The organism is Streptomyces tuirus, assembly GCF_014701095.1.
Classification (GTDB): Bacteria; Actinomycetota; Actinomycetes; order Streptomycetales; family Streptomycetaceae; genus Streptomyces; species Streptomyces tuirus.
Map to the genome: position 1 here is coordinate 1,710,337 of NZ_AP023439.1, position 18,443 is coordinate 1,728,779.

An 18,443-nucleotide genomic window follows, 5' to 3' on the forward strand; every position below is an offset into this window, starting at 1 on the left:
GCTACGCGCTCGGTTCGGCCGACGGGCTGGGCGAGGTCGTCTCGGCCGCCGCGACGGTCAGTTCGACGGTGAGCGTCGCGCCGCCCACCGTGGTGACGCGGAGCAGGAAGGTGCCGGTCGTGTCGTCCGCGTACAGGTCGGGCAGCTTCAGCAGGCCCTTCGCGTCCGTCTTGAGACCCGTGAGGGTGCGGACGGTCTTGCCGTCGGCGTCCTTGAAGTAGGGGCCCTTGTCGGTGACGGTCGGGTCGTCCGCCGACTTGATCAGCGTGGCGGTGGCGGCGACACCGTCGGCGACGGCGCCGTTGTATGTGGCCTTCAGCTCGACCCGGTTGGCGAACGTGCCGCCCGGGGCGCAGGTCAGCGCGGCGTTACCGGTGCGGGCGAGGGCGTCGGCGGCGCGTTCGGTGACCGTGGCCTTGTAGTCGAGGCCTGGGACGGCGCGGCCCACCACGGTGGCGCGGACGGTGACGGTCCCGGTCTTCTCCCCCGCCTGCAGGGCGGGCGCCACGGCCACACCGGAGCTGTTGGTGGCGACCGTGGCCACGTCCTCGCCGCCGGTGAAGGTGGTGTCCGTGTCGCCGACGATCGTGAAGCGGACCCTGACCTTGGCGACGGACTTGCCGGCCTTCGTCTCGGCGCGGGTGCTGATCCGCCGGTCGAACGCGTCGCCGGCCATGGCGGTGAGCTTGCCGGTTGCCGCGTCCTCCAGGTGATCGACCGTGTCGGTGGGGGTGGGGGGCGTGGTGGGCGGGGTGGACGGTGTGCCGGGCGGTGTGGTGGGCGGCTTCGGGGTCGTGGTGCCGCCACCGCCGGGCTTCTGGGGTGTCTCGGGCTTCCCGGGCCTGGGGCCGGGCTTGGGCGTCGAGCCGGCCGGGGTCGTCGCACCCGGGGCGGTGGGCGTGGGGCTCGCGCCCGCGCCGTCGTCGCTGCGGTTGTCGGGGAGCGTGCCGGTGCCGTCCGGGACCTCGTGCGTGCCCTTGCGGTAGTACTCCAGCCACCTCATGACGAGGTTCAGGTAGTCCCGGGAGTTGTTGTAGCTGAGGATCGCCCGGTCGAGGTCGCCCTGCTGGGACAGGTCCCAGTTGTTGCGGCACAGGTAGTGGCCGGCGGCGAGCGCGGCGTCGTAGATGTTGTTGGGGTCCTTCTTGCCGTCGTCGTTGCCGTCGCGGCCGGCCCAGGCCCACGTGGAGGGGATGAACTGCATGGGGCCGACGGCCTGGTCGTACGAGCTGTTGCCGTCGTACGCGCCGTCGTCGGTGTCCTTGATGAGGGCGAAGCCGTTGCCGTCGAGCTGGGGGCCCAGGATCTTCTTGATGGTGGTGCCGTGGGCGTCGACGCGGCCGCCACGCGCCTGCCCCGACTCCACCCGGCCGATGGCCGCGAGGAGCTGCCAGGGCAGGTTGCAGCCGGGCTTGGCCTCGCGCAGCGCGGTCTCGGCCTTCTTGTAGGCGTCGAGGACGGTCGCGGGGATGCCGGCTTCCGTCGTGCCCGTGCCGCCGGGGGCGGGGCCCGTGGACGGGGACGGGTTGGGGCTCTTGAGCGGAGGCAGGTCCGTGTAGTACGGCGAGTTGCCGGTGGCGCTGCCGTCGGAGGCACTCGCTTCGGGGGACGGGGTGGCGTCGGCAGCGGTCTGTCTGCCGTGGTCGTTCACGCCCGGAGCCTGGGAGGCGGACAGGGCCGCGACCGCTACCGCGGCCACGGCGGTGGTCGCCGCCCCCTTGCGCAGCCTCCTGCCGAATTGCGCCGCCATAGAGTGAACCCCTCCCGTGGACGCCCGCGCGTCCGGTCTACGTCTGCAATCGGTCTACGTCTGCAGTGTTCGCCCTGTTGTGACGATCCAACCGCCCGAGGGGTTGCCCTCCGACGGCCACAACTCTGTTCTCTTGCGTGCTCTGTTCTTTACCGCGGTCGCGTGTTCGACGCGCTCCCCGCGCGGCGACTCTGGCGACCCTACGACAACTTCCTTTGCTCGGGCACCCGTTCGTGACCGTTTTTCACCGGTTGGTCATGTCCGCTCGTGACGCGGTCGCCCGGGTGGCATCCCGCATACTGGGCCACTGACCACCGGGCTCCCGTGCTTGGTGCAACGACCGTCGCGAGGAGCCGAGTTGCCGTTCACGCTGAGCCATGCGGCAGCCGTACTGCCCGCCGTCCGCACCGACGGCACCGCCCGGGGCCCGCTGGTGCCCGCCGTGCTCGTGGCGGGGTCCTTCGCGCCCGACATGACCTACTACGCGGCGAGTGTGCTGTCCGGGGCGATGGAGTTCGGCGACGTCACGCACTCGGTGCCGGGCGTCTTCACGGTCGATGTGCTCATCGCCTGGGCGCTGGTGGGGCTGTGGCTGCTGATGCGTGAGCCGCTCGTCGCGTTGCTGCCGCGGGCCCGGCAGGGGCGGGTGGCGGCCCTGCTGCGGTGCGGGGCGCCCCGCGCGCGGGTGCGGCCGTCGCTGGTGGCGCGGTGGTACGCGTCCGCGGTGCTCGGTGCGCTGACCCATGTGGTGTGGGACGCGTTCACGCATCTCGACCGGTGGGGCATGCGGCTGTTCCCGGTGCTGGGCCGGGAGGTGGCGGGCTCACCTCTGTACTGGTACCTGCAGTACGGGGGTTCGGCGGTGGCCGCTGTCGTCATCGCCGTGTTCGTGGCGCGGGCGCTGCGGCGGGCGCCCGTGGGCGAGCCGGTGGATGTTCCCGTGCTGGCGGTACGGGACCGTTGGGCGGCCGCTGCCGTCATCGGCGGCTTCGCGCTGGCGGGCGCGGTGCAGCGGGCGTCGCGGTGGTGGGCGTACTGGGGCTCGGCGGCGAAGCCCTGGGAGATCATTCCGACGGTGTGCTTCGGCGCGGGCGCGGGACTCGTCCCGGCGCTGCTGCTCTACGCCGTGGGGGTCAGGGTGCTGCGTCCGGTTCCGGTCCCCGCCGCTCCTGCCCCTGCCGCCGAGACGGAGCCGAGCCGCCCGTCCGCTCGCTGAGGACGCTGAGGACGCTGTCGGACGTCGTGATGTACACCGTGATGGTGGTGTGCGCGGGGCGGGGGCGTGGCAGCAGGGTGAGGACGAGGGCCAGGTAGTCGCGGGCCAGTCGGGTCCAGGGGCGGGAGGGTTTGCCCTCGGGTTCGGGCGTGCAGGGGGGCCGGGCCCCGGCGGGGACGTCGCCGGCGACGGCGGTCAGATCGGCGACGGTCAGCGTACGGCCGGCGCCGATGACACCGGCGAGGACGGCCAGGGCGTCGGTGCCGGTGAGCCCGGTGAGGGCAGCGAGAGCTTCCGTGTCGGCGAGACCGGTCAGGGCGGCCAGGGCATCGGTGTCCGCAAGCCCGGTCAGGGCGGCGGACAGGACATCGGTGTCGGCGAGCCCGGTGAGGGCAGCCAGTGCTTCGGTGCCGGCGAGGGCAGGAGCTGCGGTCAGGCCGTCCGCACTCGGAAGGACCGCGGCGGCGATCAGGGCGCCGGTGGCGACGGAGCCGGTGGGCCGCCGTCCGCGCGCCAGGCGCTGCCGGAGATCCGCCGTCGCGTGGCGCAGGGCCGAGGTGAAGGTGACGGGGACGCGAACCGTACTCGCGGCGGCCTCGAACGCCGGGCCCGGCGGCAGTGCCACGCCTGATGCCGTGCGGCTGAGGAGCGTGCGTATACCCATGCCCCGCATCTTTGCGAGCACCGTGGTCGGAGGCGCCTTCTCGGGGTCCACGCGAGTGACGGATCAGTGGGCGCCGGGGCGGGGCGGGCGCCCGGGGCGAGCCGACGCCCCGGCCGAGGCGTGAATCCTGGGCTTGGCTCAGGCAGGGCACCGGCACCCCGGCCGAGGGGTGAACCCCGGGCCCGGCTCAGGCAGCGCTCCGGCGCCCCGGGCTCGGGCGGGCCGACGCCCGCACGCCCGGCCGAGGCGTGAACCCTGAGCCCGGCTCGGACGGGACCCCGGCACCCCGGCCCGGGCGGGCGCGACACCCGCAGGCCCGGGCGAGACCTCGGCACCCGGATCAAGGCGGGGAGCCCACACCTCCGGCTCAGGCGAGCCGCCCGGTCAGGCCGAGGCGGAACCCCGGCGGGCCGGCAGAACCGGAACCCGGGCTGCCACGGTATCCCCCGGGTCGGCCACACGAACCCGGGCAGCCCCCTGCCGACGCGAGACCCGGGCCCCCAGCTGACGCAGGACCCGGGCCACCCCTGCCGACGCGAGCCCCAGGCCACCCCCTCCCGACTCGAGCCCCCGGGCCACGGAAACCCCGCGCGCACCCGCGCCACCGCCCCGATCCGCCCTGCGGGCTAGTGCGCCGCCGACTCCCAGTCGGGGCCCGCGCCCACCGAGACGCCCAGTGGGACGCGGAGGTGGACGGCGTTCGCCATCTCGCGGCGGACCAGTTCCTCCGCGGCGGGCCGTTCACCGGGGGCGATCTCCAGCACGATTTCGTCGTGGACCTGGAGGAGCATGCGGGAGGCGAGGCCCGCCTCCTTCAGGGCGTCGTCGACCTTCAGCATGGCGATCTTGACGATGTCGGCCGCGGTGCCCTGGATGGGCGCGTTCAGGGCCATCCGCTCGGCGGCCTCGCGGCGCTGGCGGTTGTCGCTGTTGAGGTCGGGGAGGTAGCGGCGGCGTCCGAAGAGCGTCGCCGTGTAGCCCGTGGCCCGGGCCTCGTCGACCGCCCGGCGCAGATAGTCCCGTACGCCGCCGAACCGCTCGAAGTACGCGTCCATCAGGGCGCGGGCCTCCGCCGCCTCGATGTTCAGCTGCTGGGAGAGGCCGAAGGCGGACAGTCCGTAGGCCAGGCCGTACGACATGGCCTTGATCTTGCGGCGCATCTCGGCGTCCACCGCGTCCGGCTCGACGCCGAAGACCTGGGAGGCGGCCGTGGTGTGCAGGTCCTCGCCGGAGGTGAACGCCTCGATGAGGCCCTCGTCCTCGGAGAGGTGCGCCATCACGCGCAGCTCGATCTGGCTGTAGTCGGCCGTCATCAGCGACTCGAAGCCCTCGCCGACGACGAAGCCGCGGCGGATGGCGCGGCCCTCGTCGGTGCGGACCGGGATGTTCTGCAGGTTCGGGTCGGTCGAGGACAGGCGGCCGGTGGCGGCGACCGTCTGGTTGAAGGTGGTGTGGATCCGCCCGTCCGCGGCGATCGTCTTGATCAGGCCCTCGACGGTCACCCGGAGCTTGGCCTGCTCACGGTGGCGGAGCATGATCACCGGAAGCTCGTTGTCCGTCTGGCCGGCGAGCCAGGCCAGGGCGTCGGCGTCCGTGGTGTAGCCGGTCTTGGTCCGCTTGGTCTTGGGCAGGGCCAGCTCGCCGAAGAGGACCTCCTGGAGCTGCTTGGGCGAGCCCAGGTTGAACTCGTGCCCAGCAGCCGCATGGGCCTCCTTCACGGCCTGCTGGACGGCGCCGGCGAACATCTGCTCCATGGCCTCCAGGTGGGACCGGTCCGCCGCGATGCCGTGCCGCTCCATGCGGGCGAGCAGCGCGGACGTGGGCAGCTCCATGTCACGCAGCAGGTCGGCGGCGCCGACCTCCTCCAGGCGGCCCTCGAAGGCCTGGCCCAGGTCGAGGACGGCACGGGCCTGGATCATCAGGGCCTCGGCCTCGGCGCCGTCGTCCGCCCCGAAGGCGAGCTGGCCGTCGGCGGCGGCGGCCGGGGTCAGCTCGCGGTGCAGGTACTCCAGGGACAGCGCGTCCAGGTCGAAGGAGCGGCGGCCCGGCTTGACGAGGTAGGCGGCGAGCGCGGTGTCCATGCGCACGCCCTCGACGCTCCAGCCGTGCTCGGCGAAGACGCGCATGGCGCCCTTGGCGTTGTGGAGGATCTTGGGCCGCTCGGCGTCGGCGAGCCAGGCCGCGAAGGCCCGCTCGTCGGCCTCGTCGAGCTCGGCGGGGTCGAACCAGGCGGCGGGGCCCTCGGGCGCGGCGAGGGCGACCTCGGCGACCGAGCCGGTGCCGAGCGCCCAGGTGTCGACCGTGGCGATACCGAGGGGCTGTGTGCCGTGCTCGGTGAGCCAGGCGGACAGCTCGCCGGTGCCGAGCACCGTGCCGTCCAGCTCCACGCCCTCGGAGCTGACCGGGGTGGTCTCGGCCTCCTCGGCGCCCGGGTCGACGGCGAAGAGCCGCTCGCGCAGCGACGGGTTACGGATCTCCAGGGTGTCCAGGATCATCGCGACGGCCTTGCGGTCGTAGGCCACCCGCTCCAGGTCGGTGACACCCTTGGGCAGCTCCACCTGCCGCTCCAGCTCGGTGAGCCGGCGGTTGAGCTTGACGGACTCCAGGTGGTCGCGGAGGTTCTGGCCGGCCTTGCCCTTGACCTCCTCGACGCGCTCGACCAGCTCGGCGAAGGAGCCGAACTGGTTGATCCACTTCGCGGCGGTCTTCTCGCCGACGCCGGGGATGCCGGGGAGGTTGTCGGAGGGGTCGCCGCGCAGGGCCGCGAAGTCGGGGTACTGCGCGGGCGTCAACCCGTACTTCTCGAACACCTTCTCCGGGGTGAAGCGGGTGAGCTCGGAGACGCCCTTGGTCGGGTACAGCACCGTGGTGTGCTCGCTGACCAGCTGGAAGGAGTCGCGGTCGCCGGTGACGATCAGCACCTCGAAGCCCTCGGCCTCGGCCTGGGTGGCGAGCGTGGCGATGACGTCGTCGGCCTCGAAGCCGTCCACGGCGAAGCGCTGGGCACCCATCGCGTCCAGGAGCTCGCCGATCAGCTCGACCTGGCCCTTGAACTCGTCCGGGGTCTTGGAGCGGTTCGCCTTGTACTCCGTGAACTCCTGGGACCGCCAGGTCTTGCGGGAGACGTCGAAGGCGACCGCGAAGTGCGTGGGCGCCTCGTCGCGCAGCGTGTTGGCGAGCATCGACGCGAAGCCGTAGATCGCGTTGGTCGGCTGGCCCGTCGCGGTGGTGAAGTTCTCCGCGGGCAGCGCGAAGAACGCGCGGTAGGCCAGCGAGTGCCCGTCCATGAGCATCAGTCGCGGCCGGCTGCCGCCGGAGGTCTGGTCGGTCGTCTTCGATGCTGTCTCTGCCACGCCCCCGATCCTGCCACGCCCCACTGACACTCGGCCCCGCCCCCGCGGGTGCCGGGCCCGGGCGCACCCCGCGGAGGACCCCGCTCACCCCGCCCTCGGTACCGGGTGGCCCGACCGCAACCGCTGTCACCGCCGCGTGCGAAGATCAGAGGCCTACCTCACAGCGCAGTCGAAGGGGAGTGTGCGATGGCGTCGAAGCCGCCCATAAGCGATCCGGTCCAGGACGCGCCGCAGGTCACCGGACCGAAGCACGCGGCCGCGGGACTCCCGGCCATCGGGCACACACTGCGGATCGCCCAGCAGCAGATGGGCGTCAAGCGCACCGCGCTGACGCTGCTGAGCGTGAACCAGAAGGACGGCTTCGACTGCCCGGGCTGCGCCTGGCCCGAGCCGGAACACCGGCACAAGGCGGAGTTCTGCGAGAACGGCGCGAAGGCCGTGGCCGAGGAGGCCACCCTGCGCCGGGTCACGCCCGAGTTCTTCGCCGCGCACCCGGTCGCCGACCTGGCCGGCCGCAGCGGCTACTGGCTGGGGCAGCAGGGCCGGCTCACCCACCCCATGTACCTGCCCGAGGGCGGCTCGCACTACGAGCCGGTCACCTGGGAGCGCGCCTTCGACATCATCGCCGAGGAGATCGCCGCGCTCGGGTCCCCGGACGAGGCCCTGTTCTACACCTCCGGCCGCACGAGCAACGAGGCCGCGTTCCTCTACCAGCTGTTCGCCCGCGAGCTCGGCACGAACAACCTGCCGGACTGCTCGAACATGTGCCACGAGTCGTCCGGGTCGGCCCTGTCGGAGACGATCGGCATCGGCAAGGGCAGTGTCCTGCTGGAGGACCTGTACAAGGCCGACCTGATCATCGTCGCCGGGCAGAACCCGGGGACGAACCACCCGCGCATGCTGTCGGCGCTGGAGAAGGCCAAGGACAACGGCGCGAAGATCATCAGCGTCAACCCGCTGCCCGAGGCGGGCCTGGAGCGCTTCAAGAACCCGCAGACCCCGCAGGGCATGATCAAGGGCGCCGCGCTCACGGACCTGTTCCTGCAGATCCGCATCGGCGGCGACCAGGCCCTGTTCCGGCTGCTGAACAAGCTGATCCTGGAGACGGACGGCGCGGTCGACGAGGCGTTCGTCCGGGAGCACACGCACGGCTACGAGGAGTTCACCGAAGCCGCCCGTGCCGCCGACTGGGACGAGACGCTCACGGCGACCGGCCTGACCCGGGAGGAGGTCGAGGAGGCCCTGCGGATGGTCCTGGCCTCCGAACGCACCATCGTGTGCTGGGCGATGGGCCTCACCCAGCACAAGCACTCCGTCCCCACGATCAGGGAAGTCGTCAACTTCCTCCTGCTGCGCGGCAACATCGGCCGTCCGGGCGCGGGCGTGTGCCCGGTGCGCGGGCACTCGAACGTGCAGGGCGACCGCACGATGGGCATCTTCGAGCGGCCCGCCCCGGCGTTCCTGGACGCCCTGGAGAGGGAGTTCGGCTTCGCACCCCCGCGCGAGCACGGCCTTGACGTCGTACGCGCCATCCGCGCCCTGCGCGACGGCGAGGCGAAGGTCTTCTTCGCCATGGGCGGCAACTTCGTGGCGGCGTCCCCCGACACGGACGTCACCGAGGCGGCCATGCGCCGGGCCCGGCTGACCGTGCACGTGTCGACGAAGCTGAACCGTTCGCACGCGGTCACAGGCGCGCGTGCCCTGATCCTGCCGACGCTGGGCCGCACCGAGCGCGATCTCCAGGGCAGCGGCGAGCAGTTCGTGACGGTCGAGGACTCGATGGGCATGGTGCACGCCTCCCGGGGCCGCCTGGAGCCCGCGAGCCCGCACCTGCTGTCGGAGCCGGCCATCGTCAGCCGGCTCGCCCGCCGCGTGCTCGGCGAGAACAGCCGCACGCCGTGGGAGGAGTTCGAGAAGGACTACGCGACGATCCGGGACCGCATCGCGCGCGTGATCCCCGGCTTCGAGGACTTCAACGCGCGCGTGGCCCGCCCCGGCGGCTTCGCCCTCCCCCACGCCCCGCGCGACGAGCGCCGCTTCCCCACGGCCACCGGCAAGGCCAACTTCACCGCCGCGCCCGTGGAGTACCCGGAGCTGCCCGAGGGCCGCCTGCTGCTGCAGACGCTGCGCTCGCACGACCAGTACAACACCACCATCTACGGCCTCGACGACCGCTACCGGGGCATCCGGAACGGCCGCCGGGTGGTGCTGGTCCACCCCGAGGACGCGCGGGCCCTGAAGCTGGCGGACGGTTCGTACGTCGACCTGGTCGGCGAGTGGAAGGACGGTGTGGAGCGCCGGGCACCCGGTTTCCGCGTCGTGCACTACCCGACGGCCCGGGGCTGCGCCGCCGCGTACTACCCGGAGACCAATGTGCTGGTGCCGCTGGACGCCACGGCGGACACCAGCAATACCCCGGCCAGTAAGTCCGTCGTGGTGCGTCTGGAACAATCGGCGACCGACTGAGCGTTCGCTCAGTGGCAGAGCAGCCGAGTGACGAGGACGAACGGAGCCGGGCCCGATGGGTGAGCAGCAGCATGTGAAGTTCCCGCAAGAGGTCATCGACGAGTACGCCGCTCTCGGCGTGGACCTCCTGGCCCTGTTCTCCGCGGGGCACCTCGGGAACCGGATGGGCGTCCAGATCTCCGAGGCGTCGGCGGACCGGGTCGTCGGCACGATGCCGGTGGAGGGCAACACCCAGCCCTACGGCCTGCTGCACGGCGGGGCCTCCGCGGTGCTGGCCGAGACCCTCGGCTCGATCGGGTCGATGCTGCACGGCGGCAGCTCCAAGATCGCCGTGGGCGTCGACCTGAACTGCACCCACCACCGAGGGGTGCGCTCCGGGCTGGTCACGGGCGTGGCCACGCCCGTGCACCGGGGGCGGTCGACCGCCACGTACGAAATCGTCATCACGGACGAAAGCGACAAAAGGGTCTGCACGGCCCGACTGACGTGCCTCCTGCGCGATGTGAAGCCGGGCGACGAGGAACTCATCCGCGGCGCGAACTGAGCCAGGCGGTCCGGACTGAGCCAGGGAAACCCTGAAGGGGGCGGGCGCGCCGTTGTCGCGCCCGCCCTCTGGGCCTTTCCCTGGCGCTCCACCTCGCAAGCCGACATCCCCCCACCCCTTCCCCTCCCTACCGTGGCTCCATGAGGCAACTCGGCCGACGCCGAACACGGTTGGGACGTCATCGGTACCAACGCGCGGCGCCCTGCCGACCGGTTCGCCGACCGTTGGAGCGGGCATCCGCCCTTGGCGGAGAAGGGCGGTCGTCGCGGCGGCCGTGACCGCCGTCGCCGCGGCCGCGACCCTCGCGCTCCCCAAGCCCTCACGCCCTCGGTCGCGCCGAAAGCCTCAACTCACCAGGAAAGACAAGCCCGTTCCGGTTCGTCGTCACCGTCGAACGCGGCCCCGCCGTCACCCTCCAGGTCACCGGCACCTCCTCCCCCAGGCTCAGCGCCCGCGCCGCCCCGGCCCGGCCGTCACCGTGCCCGCCGGCACACCCCGCCGCATCACCGTGGAAATCACCGTTTCCGATCGCCCGGCGCTCGCCCCGGAAGTCGATCACCCTTTCCCCGACGTAACGCTCCGTAACACGCGCGCAATACAACGCCCGGATTCATCTTCGGCCGCGCCTGCGCCCGGAAGCTTTCCGATCTCTTCCGGACCGCCCGCGGCCCGGGAACCGCACGATCTCAGCCATGGCCAACCGGAAGTGCGAGTTCTCAGAATGCGGACCTCGGCGAAAATCCACCAAACCCGCCGAGAGGGTCTCCGGCCGAGACCGGGCATCCACCCCGTCATAACAAGAAAGTCACAAGCGAGCCCGCGCCGCTGACCCTGCCCTGACCCCGGGCTTAGAGTCACGGCCAGTCACCGCTCCATCGGGAGTTCGGTACCAGCGCGGCACTCACCCCCCGACCAGGGCGGGGCCTGCCTGTGAAAGGACTGATTGTGCGACAGCGTTCCTTGGTGATTCTTACCTCCGTTCTGACGACCGGAGCTCTGACTCTCACCGCCTGCGGTTCCCGAGACGACAGCGGTGACAAGGGCGGAGACAACGGGAGCGGCACCACGCTGACCATCGGCGTCGACGCCCCGCTCTCCGGTGAGAACTCGACCACCGGCCTCGGCATCCAGTACGGCGCCCAGATAGCCGTCGACGACGCCAACAAAAACAACTGGGTCCCGGGCGTGAAGTTCAAGCTCAAGGCCCTGGACGACAAGGCGCAGCCCGCCACCGGCCAGTCCAACGCCACCAGCATCGTCGGCGACAAGACCGCCGTCGGCGCCGTCGGCCCGCTGAACTCCGGCGTCGCCCAGACGATGCAGCAGGTCTTCGCCTCGGCGAACATGGTGCAGATCTCCCCCGCGAACACGGCGCCCGAGCTGACCCAGGGCAAGAACTGGCAGACGGACAAGAAGCGCCCGTTCAAGACCTACTTCCGCACCGCCACCACCGACGAGCTGCAGGGCAGCTTCGCCGCCGGCTACGCGTACAACGGCCTCAAGAAGAAGAAGGCCTTCGTCGTCGACGACAAGCAGACCTACGGCGCCGGCCTCGCGAAGATCTTCAACGAGCAGTACAAGAAGCTCGGCGGCAAGGTCGTCGGCAGCGACCACGTCAACACCGGTGACAAGGACTTCGGCTCCCTCGTCACGAAGATCAAGAACTCCGGCGCCGACCTGCTCTACTACGGCGGCCAGTACGACGAGTCCGCCCTGATCACCAAGCAGCTCAAGGACGCCGGCGTCAAGATCCCGCTGTTCGGCGGCGACGGCATGTTCGCCTCGACCTACATCGAGGCCGCCGGCAAGTCCTCCGAGGGCGACCTCGCCACCGCCATCGGTGTCCCCGCCGACACCCTGCCCGCGGCCAAGACGTTCATCGAGACGTACAAGGACAAGGGTTACAAGGGCGACTACGGCGCGTACGGCGCGTACGCCTACGACGCCACCACCGCCATCATCAAGGCCGTCAAGGCCGCCGCCGACGCCAACGGCGGCAAGGTGCCCACCGACATCAACGACCTGCGCTCCAAGGTCGTCGACGGTGTCCAGAAGTCCGACTTCGAAGGCCTCACCGGCAAGATGTCCTTCGACCAGTACGGCGACACCACCAACAAGCAGCTGACGGTCTACCAGGTCGAGAAGGGTGCCTGGAAGGACGTGGAGACCGGCACCGCCGACCTGAAGTAGTCCGGCCCGCCACAACGCCACACCACGGGCCGCGCGGAAGGGGACCCCGACCGCGCGGCCCGTTTCCACACCCCCACACAGCACGCGACCACGCACACATCCAGTGCACACGACCACCAGCGACATGGAGGCCATGCGGTGAACACCCTGCCGCAGCAGCTGGCCAACGGGCTGCTTCTAGGCTCGATGTACGGGCTGATCGCCATCGGCTACACGATGGTGTACGGCATCGTCCAGCTCATCAACTTCGCGCACGGCGAGATCTTCATGACCGGGGCCTTCGGCGCCCTCACGGTCTACTTCTACATCCTGCCCGACGGCACCTCGATGGCCCTCGCCGTACCCCTCATGCTCCTCGGCGGCGCCATCGTGGCCATCCTCATCGCCGTCGGAGCGGAACGATTCGCCTACCGACCACTGCGCGGAGCACCACGCCTGGCACCGCTCATCACGGCCATCGGCCTCTCCCTGGCCCTCCAGGAGGTCGTGCGCAACTTCTACCCCGGCGCCGACCGCGCCCGCGCCTTCCCCGGCCTCGACGCCACCCACGACATCGGCTCCGTCACCATCAAGGACGCCGACATCTTCCTCATCCTCGCCGCCATCCTCTGCATGGCCGCCCTCGCGATCTTCGTCCGCCGCAGCCGCACCGGCCGCGCCATGCAGGCCACCGCGCAGGACCCGGACACCGCGCAGCTGATGGGCATCGACACCAACCGCATCATCGTCATCGCCTTCGCCATCGGCGGTTTCTTCGCCGCCGTCGCCGCCGTCGCCTACGGACTCAAGTACGGCAACGTCGACTACCGCATGGGCTTCCTCATGGGCCTCAAGGCCTTCACCGCGGCCGTCCTCGGCGGCATCGGCAACATCTACGGCGCCATGCTCGGTGGCGTCGTCCTCGGCATCGCCGAAACCCTCGCCTCCGCCTACATCGACGAGATCCCCGGCATGGAGCAGCTCGGCGGCCAGAGCTGGGCCAACGTGTGGGCCTTCTGCCTCCTCATCCTCGTGCTCCTCTTCAGGCCACAGGGCCTGCTCGGCGAGCGCGTCGCGGACAGGGCGTGATCACATGACCGAGACGACCAAGACGCCCGTGCCGGACGCCGTCCCCACCCCGACGCCCGCACCGCGTGGACTCATCCCCCTGCCCGCGGCGGCCGCCCGCGCCCTGCTGCTCGCCGGCGGCATCGCCACCGCCGCCTCCGCGTTCCTCGCCTGGACCTGGACCGCCGAGTTCCCCGGCGACCTCACCTACAACGGCTACCCCGGTGGCCTGCAGTGGCTGACCTTCACCGCCGGCGTCCTCACCGCCCTGTTCGCGCTCGCCTCCTACGGCATCCGCGGCCTCGGCTGGCTGCTGCCCGCCCGCAACAACGCGCCGCTCGCCCTCACCGCACTCGGCGGCTTCACCGTCACCTGGTTCACCGTCATCGCCATCAGCGCCAGCCTCGGCGGCGTCGTCAACCTCGAACCCGGTGGCTGGATCGCGGCCATCGCCTCCCTGCTGCCCGTCCTCGGCGCCTTCGCCCTCCCCCAGGAGCGCACCGGCACCGACGGCACCAAGGAAGCCATCAAGGCCTACATCGCCAAGCCCGACCACATCCCCGCCGCCCAGGCCATCGCGCCCTGGATCCAGCGGGCCGTCATCACCGTGGTCACCATCATCGGCCTCGGCGTCTTCACCTACGGCATCGACACCGAGTACGGCGAACTCTTCATCGGCTACCTCTTCGTGGTCACCTTCGCCATGTGGGCCCTGCACACCGCCGGCCTCATGGACCGCTTCTCGGCCCTCGTCGCCGCCAACCGCAGCTTCACCCTCGCCATGGGCTTCGCCGCGGCCATCGCCTTCCCGTTCACCCAGACCGACGACCACTACGCCAACATCGGCGTCAACATCCTGATCTTCGGGACCGTCGCCCTCGGCCTCAACATCGTCGTCGGCCTCGCCGGACTCCTCGACCTCGGGTACGTCGCCTTCCTCGGCGTCGGCGCCTACACCGCCGCGCTCGTCTCCGGCTCCGAGTTCTCCACCATCTCCGGCGTCCACCTGCCCTTCTGGGCCTCCGCCCTGGCCGGCGCCGCCGCATCGCTCGTCTTCGGCGTCCTCATCGGCGCCCCGACCCTGCGACTGCGCGGCGACTACCTCGCCATCGTCACCCTCGGCTTCGGAGAGATCTTCCGCATCGCCGTCAACAACATGGACGGCGACTCCGGACCCGACGTCACCAACGGCCCGAACGGCATCGCCAACATCCCCGACCTGAACTTCTTCGGCTTCAACTTCGGCCAGGCCCACGACATCGGCGGATTCACCCTCGGCCGCTTCGCCAACTACTACCTGCTGATGGTCCTCATCATGGCCATCGTCGTCCTGGTCTACACGCGCGCCGCGGACTCCCGCATCGGCCGCTCCTGGATCGCCATCCGCGAGGACGAGACCGCCGCCACCGCCATGGGCATCAACGGCTTCCGCGTCAAGCTCGTCGCCTTCGCCCTCGGCGCCGCCCTCGCCGGCCTCGCCGGCACCGTCAGCGCCCACGTCACCTACAGCGTCGTCCCCACGCCCTACCAGTTCGCCGGCTCCACCCCGCCCAACTCCGCCTTCCTCCTGGCCGCCGTCGTCCTCGGCGGCATGGGCACCGTGGCCGGACCACTCCTCGGCGCGGCCCTGCTCTACCTGCTCCCCGAGAAGCTGGTCTTCCTCCAGGACAAGTCGCTCCTCGCCTTCGGCATCGCGCTCATCCTCCTGATGCGCTTCCGCCCCGAAGGCATCATCGCCAACCGCCGGCGCCAGCTCGAATTCCACGAGACCGGCCAACTCGACGTACCCAAACAGACCACGCTGACCGACGAACCGGCCGTCACCAAGGCGGGGGCGTAAGAACATGACCACACCTGTACTCGAAGCACGCGACGTCACCATGCGCTTCGGCGGCCTCACCGCCGTACGCTCCGTCGACTTCACGGTCAACGCCGGCGAGATCGTCGGCCTCATCGGCCCCAACGGCGCCGGCAAGACCACCTTCTTCAACTGCCTGACCGGCCTCTACGTCCCCACCGAGGGCACCGTCTCCTACAAGGGCACCGTCCTCCCCCCGAAGCCCCACCTGGTCACCCAGGCCGGCATCGCCCGCACCTTCCAGAACATCCGTCTGTTCGCCAACATGACCGTCCTGGAAAACGTCCTCGTCGGACGCCACACCCGCACCAAGGAAGGCCTCTGGTCCGCCCTCCTGCGCGGCCCCGGCTTCAAGAAGGCCGAACGCGCCAGCGAGGAACGCGCCATGGAACTCCTCGAGTTCATCGGCCTCGCCCACAAGCGCGACCACCTCGCCCGCAACCTCCCCTACGGCGAACAGCGCAAGCTCGAGATCGCCCGCGCCATGGCCTCCGAACCCGGCCTGCTGCTCCTCGACGAGCCCACCGCCGGCATGAACCCCCAGGAGACCCGCGCCACCGAGGAACTCGTCTTCGCCATCCGCGACAAGGGCATCGCCGTCCTCCTCATCGAGCACGACATGCGCTTCGTCTTCAACCTCTCCGACCGCGTCGCCGTCCTCGTCCAGGGCGAGAAGCTCGTCGAGGGAACCGCCGAAGTCGTCCAGGCCGACGAGCGCGTCGTCGCCGCCTACCTGGGCGAACCCTTCGAAGGCGACCCCGGCGAAGCCGAAGCCGCCGAGGTCGAGGCCGCCGAAGCCGCCGCCGACGCGACCAGCACCACCAGCAGCACCAAGGGAGAAGCCAAGTGACCGCACTCCTCGAGGTCGAGGACCTCCGGGTCTCCTACGGCAAGATCGAAGCCGTCAAGGGCATCTCCTTCAGCGTCGACGCCGGGCAGGTCGTCACCCTCATCGGCACCAACGGCGCCGGCAAGACCACCACCCTGCGCACCCTGTCGGGCCTGCTCAAGCCCACCTCCGGGAAGATCCTCTTCGACGGCAAGCCCCTCAGCGGGGTCCCCGCCCACAAGATCGTCGCCCTCGGCCTCGCCCACTCCCCCGAAGGCCGGCACATCTTCCCCCGCCTCACCATCGCCGAGAACCTCCAGCTCGGAGCCTTCCTCCGCAAGGACAAGGACGGCATCGAGAAGGACATCCAGCGCGCCTACGACCTCTTCCCCATCCTCGGGGAACGCCGCAAGCAGGCCGCCGGCACCCTCTCGGGCGGCGAACAGCAGATGCTCGCCATGGGACGCGCCCTCATGTCCCAGCCCAAGCTGCTCATGCTCGACGAGCCCTCCATGGGCCTCTCCCCGATCATGATGCAGAAGATCATGGCGACCATCTCGGAGCTCAAGTCCCAGGGCACGACGATCCTCCTCGTCGAACAGAACGCCCAGGCCGCGCTCTCCCTCGCCGACCAGGGCCACGTCATGGAGGTCGGCAACATCGTCCTCTCCGGAACCGGGCAGGACCTGCTGCACGACGAGTCCGTGCGCAAGGCCTACCTGGGCGAGGACTGACGTCCCGGCCCACACACGAAGAGGCCCGCTCCCCTCGCGAACCGAAGGGGAGCGGGCCTCTTGCGTCTGTGACTCAGGCCTTGTCGGCCTTCTTCTCCTCGGCGTCCTGGATGACCGCCTCCGCGACCTGCTGCATCGACATCCGACGGTCCATCGACGTCTTCTGGATCCACCGGAAAGCGGCCGGCTCCGACAGCCCGTACTCCGTCTGCAGAATCGACTTCGCCCGGTCCACCAGCTTGCGCGTCTCCAGCCGGAGCGTGAGGTCGGCGACCTCCTTCTCCAGCTCCTTCAGCTCCGTGAACCGCGAGACGGCCATCTCGATCGCCGGCACGACGTCCGTCTTGCTGAACGGCTTCACGAGATACGCCATCGCACCCGCGTCCCGAGCGCGCTCCACGAGATCCCGCTGGGAGAACGCGGTCAGCATCAGCACCGGCGCGATGCTCTCCTCCGCGATCTTCTCGGCAGCGGAGATACCGTCGAGCTTCGGCATCTTCACGTCGAGAATGACAAGGTCGGGCCGGTGCTCACGAGCCAGCTCCACCGCCTGCTCACCGTCCCCGGCCTCGCCGACGACGCGGTACCCCTCCTCCTCCAGCATCTCTTTGAGATCGAGCCGGATCAGCGCCTCGTCCTCGGCGATGACGACCCGCGTCGTCATCGGGGGCACGTGCGACTTGTCCTCATCAGGCACGTCAACAGGCTGGGGCGACTCGGGGGCACTCACGTGGGCTCCTCGTTACGGGGCAGGGCCGGTCTGCTCCCAAGAGCGTACCTAGCTGAAGCCGGTACCGGTCACCGGGTACACTCCGATCAGTGCTGTCGCCGGGTTGGCGGAACAGGCAGACGCTGATGTCTCAAACACATCTGTCCGAGAGGACGTGCGGGTTCGAGTCCCGCACCCGGCACTGAGTAAGCGGAGGATCACGTTCGCGTGGTTCTCCGCTTTTTGCTGCCCAAGGTCACCCATAGTGACCCCACAGTGATCGCATGAACTTCCATGGCACTGACGTGCGACAGAAAGCCATCACCCTGCTGCGCGGCGGCGTGAGGAACGCGGAAGTGGCCCGTAGCCTCAACGTGCCGCTGGGGACGGTCGGCTACTGGAAACACCTCGACCGCGCCAAGCGCGGCGAGTGTCCCGGCCGCCACGATCCGAAGTGCCCCCGGTGCGACGGGCGAGATCTGGACGAGCCTGCCTATTCCTACCTGCTGGGCTTGTATCTCGGGGACGGTCACATCAGCCATTACTCCGAGCACCGCGTGCCCAACCTCATGATCGCCTGCACGGAGTCATGGCCTGGACTCATGGACGACTGCGAACAGGCCATGCGTGCGGTCTTCCCCGACAATTCCGTCTGCCGTGTCCGCAAGACCGGCTGCCGCAACGTGAAGGTCTACTCGAAGCACCTGCACTGTCTTTTCCCGCAGCACGGCCCCGGCAAGAAGCACGAGCGGCGTATCGTCCTCGAACCCTGGCAGCAGGACATCGTGGACGCCCATCCCTGGGAATTCATCCGCGGGCTCATTCACTCCGACGGGTGCCGGATCACGAACTGGACGACCCGCATGGTGGCCGGTGAGCAGAAGCGCTACGAATATCCCCGGTACTTCTTCACCAATGTCTCCGATGACATCCGGCGGCTCTACACGGACACCCTGGACACGCTCCGCGTCGAGTGGACGCTCTGCGCCCGCAACGGCGACCCGTTCAACATCTCCGTCGCCCGCAAAGCCTCCGTAGCCCTCATGGACGCCCACGTGGGCCCCAAGTACTGACACCGGCGTC

The 18,443-nt window shown here is 70.2% G+C and carries 13 protein-coding genes and 1 tRNA gene; 10 read left to right on the top strand and 4 right to left on the bottom strand.

What is annotated here, in order from left to right; translation table 11 throughout:
* Window position 1 precedes the first annotated feature (1 nt).
* Window positions 2–1,750, bottom strand: a complete 1,749-nt coding sequence (locus IGS69_RS07975) for a lytic transglycosylase domain-containing protein (protein ID WP_190897985.1) — start codon at window positions 1,748–1,750, stop codon at window positions 2–4.
* Window positions 1,751–2,108: 358 nt separating this feature from the next.
* Here IGS69_RS07975 and IGS69_RS07980 point away from each other — a divergent pair, with 358 nt between their 5' ends.
* Window positions 2,109–2,966: a DUF4184 family protein gene (locus tag IGS69_RS07980; protein ID WP_190897986.1), complete on the top strand. Its 858-nt coding sequence runs from the start codon at window positions 2,109–2,111 to the stop codon at window positions 2,964–2,966.
* On the opposite strand, the gene IGS69_RS07985 is transcribed toward IGS69_RS07980, so the two are convergent.
* Both IGS69_RS07985 and polA read right to left on the bottom strand, forming a co-directional pair.
* Window positions 2,884–3,630: a hypothetical protein gene (locus IGS69_RS07985; protein ID WP_190897987.1), complete on the bottom strand. Its 747-nt coding sequence runs from the start codon at window positions 3,628–3,630 to the stop codon at window positions 2,884–2,886. The two genes, IGS69_RS07980 and IGS69_RS07985, sit on opposite strands and share 83 nt — an antisense overlap.
* A 626-nt stretch (window positions 3,631–4,256) precedes the next feature.
* On the bottom strand, window positions 4,257–6,983 hold the full coding sequence (polA, locus tag IGS69_RS07990; protein ID WP_190897989.1) for a DNA polymerase I: 2,727 nt from the start codon (window positions 6,981–6,983) through the stop codon (window positions 4,257–4,259).
* Window positions 6,984–7,169: 186 nt separating this feature from the next.
* Between polA and IGS69_RS07995 the strand changes: the two genes are divergently transcribed.
* From IGS69_RS07995 to IGS69_RS08025, 7 genes are all read left to right on the top strand, one after another.
* Entirely contained in the window at window positions 7,170–9,449 is a 2,280-nt protein-coding gene (locus tag IGS69_RS07995) for an FdhF/YdeP family oxidoreductase (protein WP_190897990.1), read from the top strand.
* A gap of 55 nt (window positions 9,450–9,504) precedes the next feature.
* A complete protein-coding gene (locus IGS69_RS08000; protein ID WP_190897991.1) occupies window positions 9,505–9,993 on the top strand; it encodes a PaaI family thioesterase in 489 nt (162 codons plus the stop codon).
* Window positions 9,994–10,953: 960 nt separating this feature from the next.
* Window positions 10,954–12,183 (top strand): branched-chain amino acid ABC transporter substrate-binding protein, encoded by a 1,230-nt coding sequence (locus IGS69_RS08005; protein ID WP_190904412.1) that lies wholly within the window; start codon window positions 10,954–10,956, stop codon window positions 12,181–12,183.
* Window positions 12,184–12,321: 138 nt separating this feature from the next.
* Window positions 12,322–13,251: a branched-chain amino acid ABC transporter permease gene (locus IGS69_RS08010; RefSeq protein ID WP_190897992.1), complete on the top strand. Its 930-nt coding sequence runs from the start codon at window positions 12,322–12,324 to the stop codon at window positions 13,249–13,251.
* A gap of 4 nt (window positions 13,252–13,255) precedes the next feature.
* The gene (locus tag IGS69_RS08015; RefSeq protein WP_190897994.1) at window positions 13,256–15,070 is read left to right on the top strand and encodes a branched-chain amino acid ABC transporter permease; all 1,815 of its coding nucleotides are present in this window, start codon (window positions 13,256–13,258) and stop codon (window positions 15,068–15,070) included.
* A 4-nt stretch (window positions 15,071–15,074) separates the two neighbouring features.
* Window positions 15,075–15,938 carry an ABC transporter ATP-binding protein gene (locus tag IGS69_RS08020; RefSeq protein WP_190897995.1) on the top strand — a complete coding sequence of 288 codons (864 nt, stop codon included), beginning with the start codon at window positions 15,075–15,077 and terminating at the stop codon, window positions 15,936–15,938.
* Window positions 15,935–16,651 (top strand): ABC transporter ATP-binding protein, encoded by a 717-nt coding sequence (locus tag IGS69_RS08025; RefSeq protein ID WP_104779423.1) that lies wholly within the window; start codon window positions 15,935–15,937, stop codon window positions 16,649–16,651. The genes IGS69_RS08020 and IGS69_RS08025 overlap by 4 nt, the downstream gene beginning before the upstream one ends.
* 73 nt (window positions 16,652–16,724) lie before the next feature.
* On the opposite strand, the gene IGS69_RS08030 is transcribed toward IGS69_RS08025, so the two are convergent.
* Window positions 16,725–17,381 (bottom strand): ANTAR domain-containing response regulator, encoded by a 657-nt coding sequence (locus IGS69_RS08030; protein ID WP_190897996.1) that lies wholly within the window; start codon window positions 17,379–17,381, stop codon window positions 16,725–16,727.
* Between the two features lie 97 nt (window positions 17,382–17,478).
* On the opposite strand from IGS69_RS08030, the gene IGS69_RS08035 reads away from it, so the two are divergent.
* Both IGS69_RS08035 and IGS69_RS08040 read left to right on the top strand, forming a co-directional pair.
* A tRNA-Leu gene (locus tag IGS69_RS08035) sits at window positions 17,479–17,562 on the top strand.
* 82 nt (window positions 17,563–17,644) lie between these two features.
* A complete protein-coding gene (locus tag IGS69_RS08040; protein WP_190897997.1) occupies window positions 17,645–18,433 on the top strand; it encodes a helix-turn-helix domain-containing protein in 789 nt (262 codons plus the stop codon).
* The last annotated feature ends 10 nt before the right edge of the window (window positions 18,434–18,443 follow it).

Excerpts from the sequence above, each read along its gene's own strand:
- IGS69_RS07975 (WP_190897985.1), bottom strand. The coding sequence starts at position 1,750 with ATGGCGGCGCAATTCGGCAGGAGGCTGCGCAAGGGGGCGGCGACCACC.
- IGS69_RS07985 (WP_190897987.1), bottom strand. The coding sequence starts at position 3,630 with ATGGGTATACGCACGCTCCTCAGCCGCACGGCATCAGGCGTGGCACTG.
- IGS69_RS07995 (WP_190897990.1), top strand. The coding sequence starts at position 7,170 with ATGGCGTCGAAGCCGCCCATAAGCGATCCGGTCCAGGACGCGCCGCAG.
- IGS69_RS08000 (WP_190897991.1), top strand. The coding sequence starts at position 9,505 with ATGGGTGAGCAGCAGCATGTGAAGTTCCCGCAAGAGGTCATCGACGAG.
- IGS69_RS08015 (WP_190897994.1), top strand. The coding sequence starts at position 13,256 with ATGACCGAGACGACCAAGACGCCCGTGCCGGACGCCGTCCCCACCCCG.
- IGS69_RS08020 (WP_190897995.1), top strand. The coding sequence starts at position 15,075 with ATGACCACACCTGTACTCGAAGCACGCGACGTCACCATGCGCTTCGGC.
- IGS69_RS08040 (WP_190897997.1), top strand. The coding sequence starts at position 17,645 with ATGAACTTCCATGGCACTGACGTGCGACAGAAAGCCATCACCCTGCTG.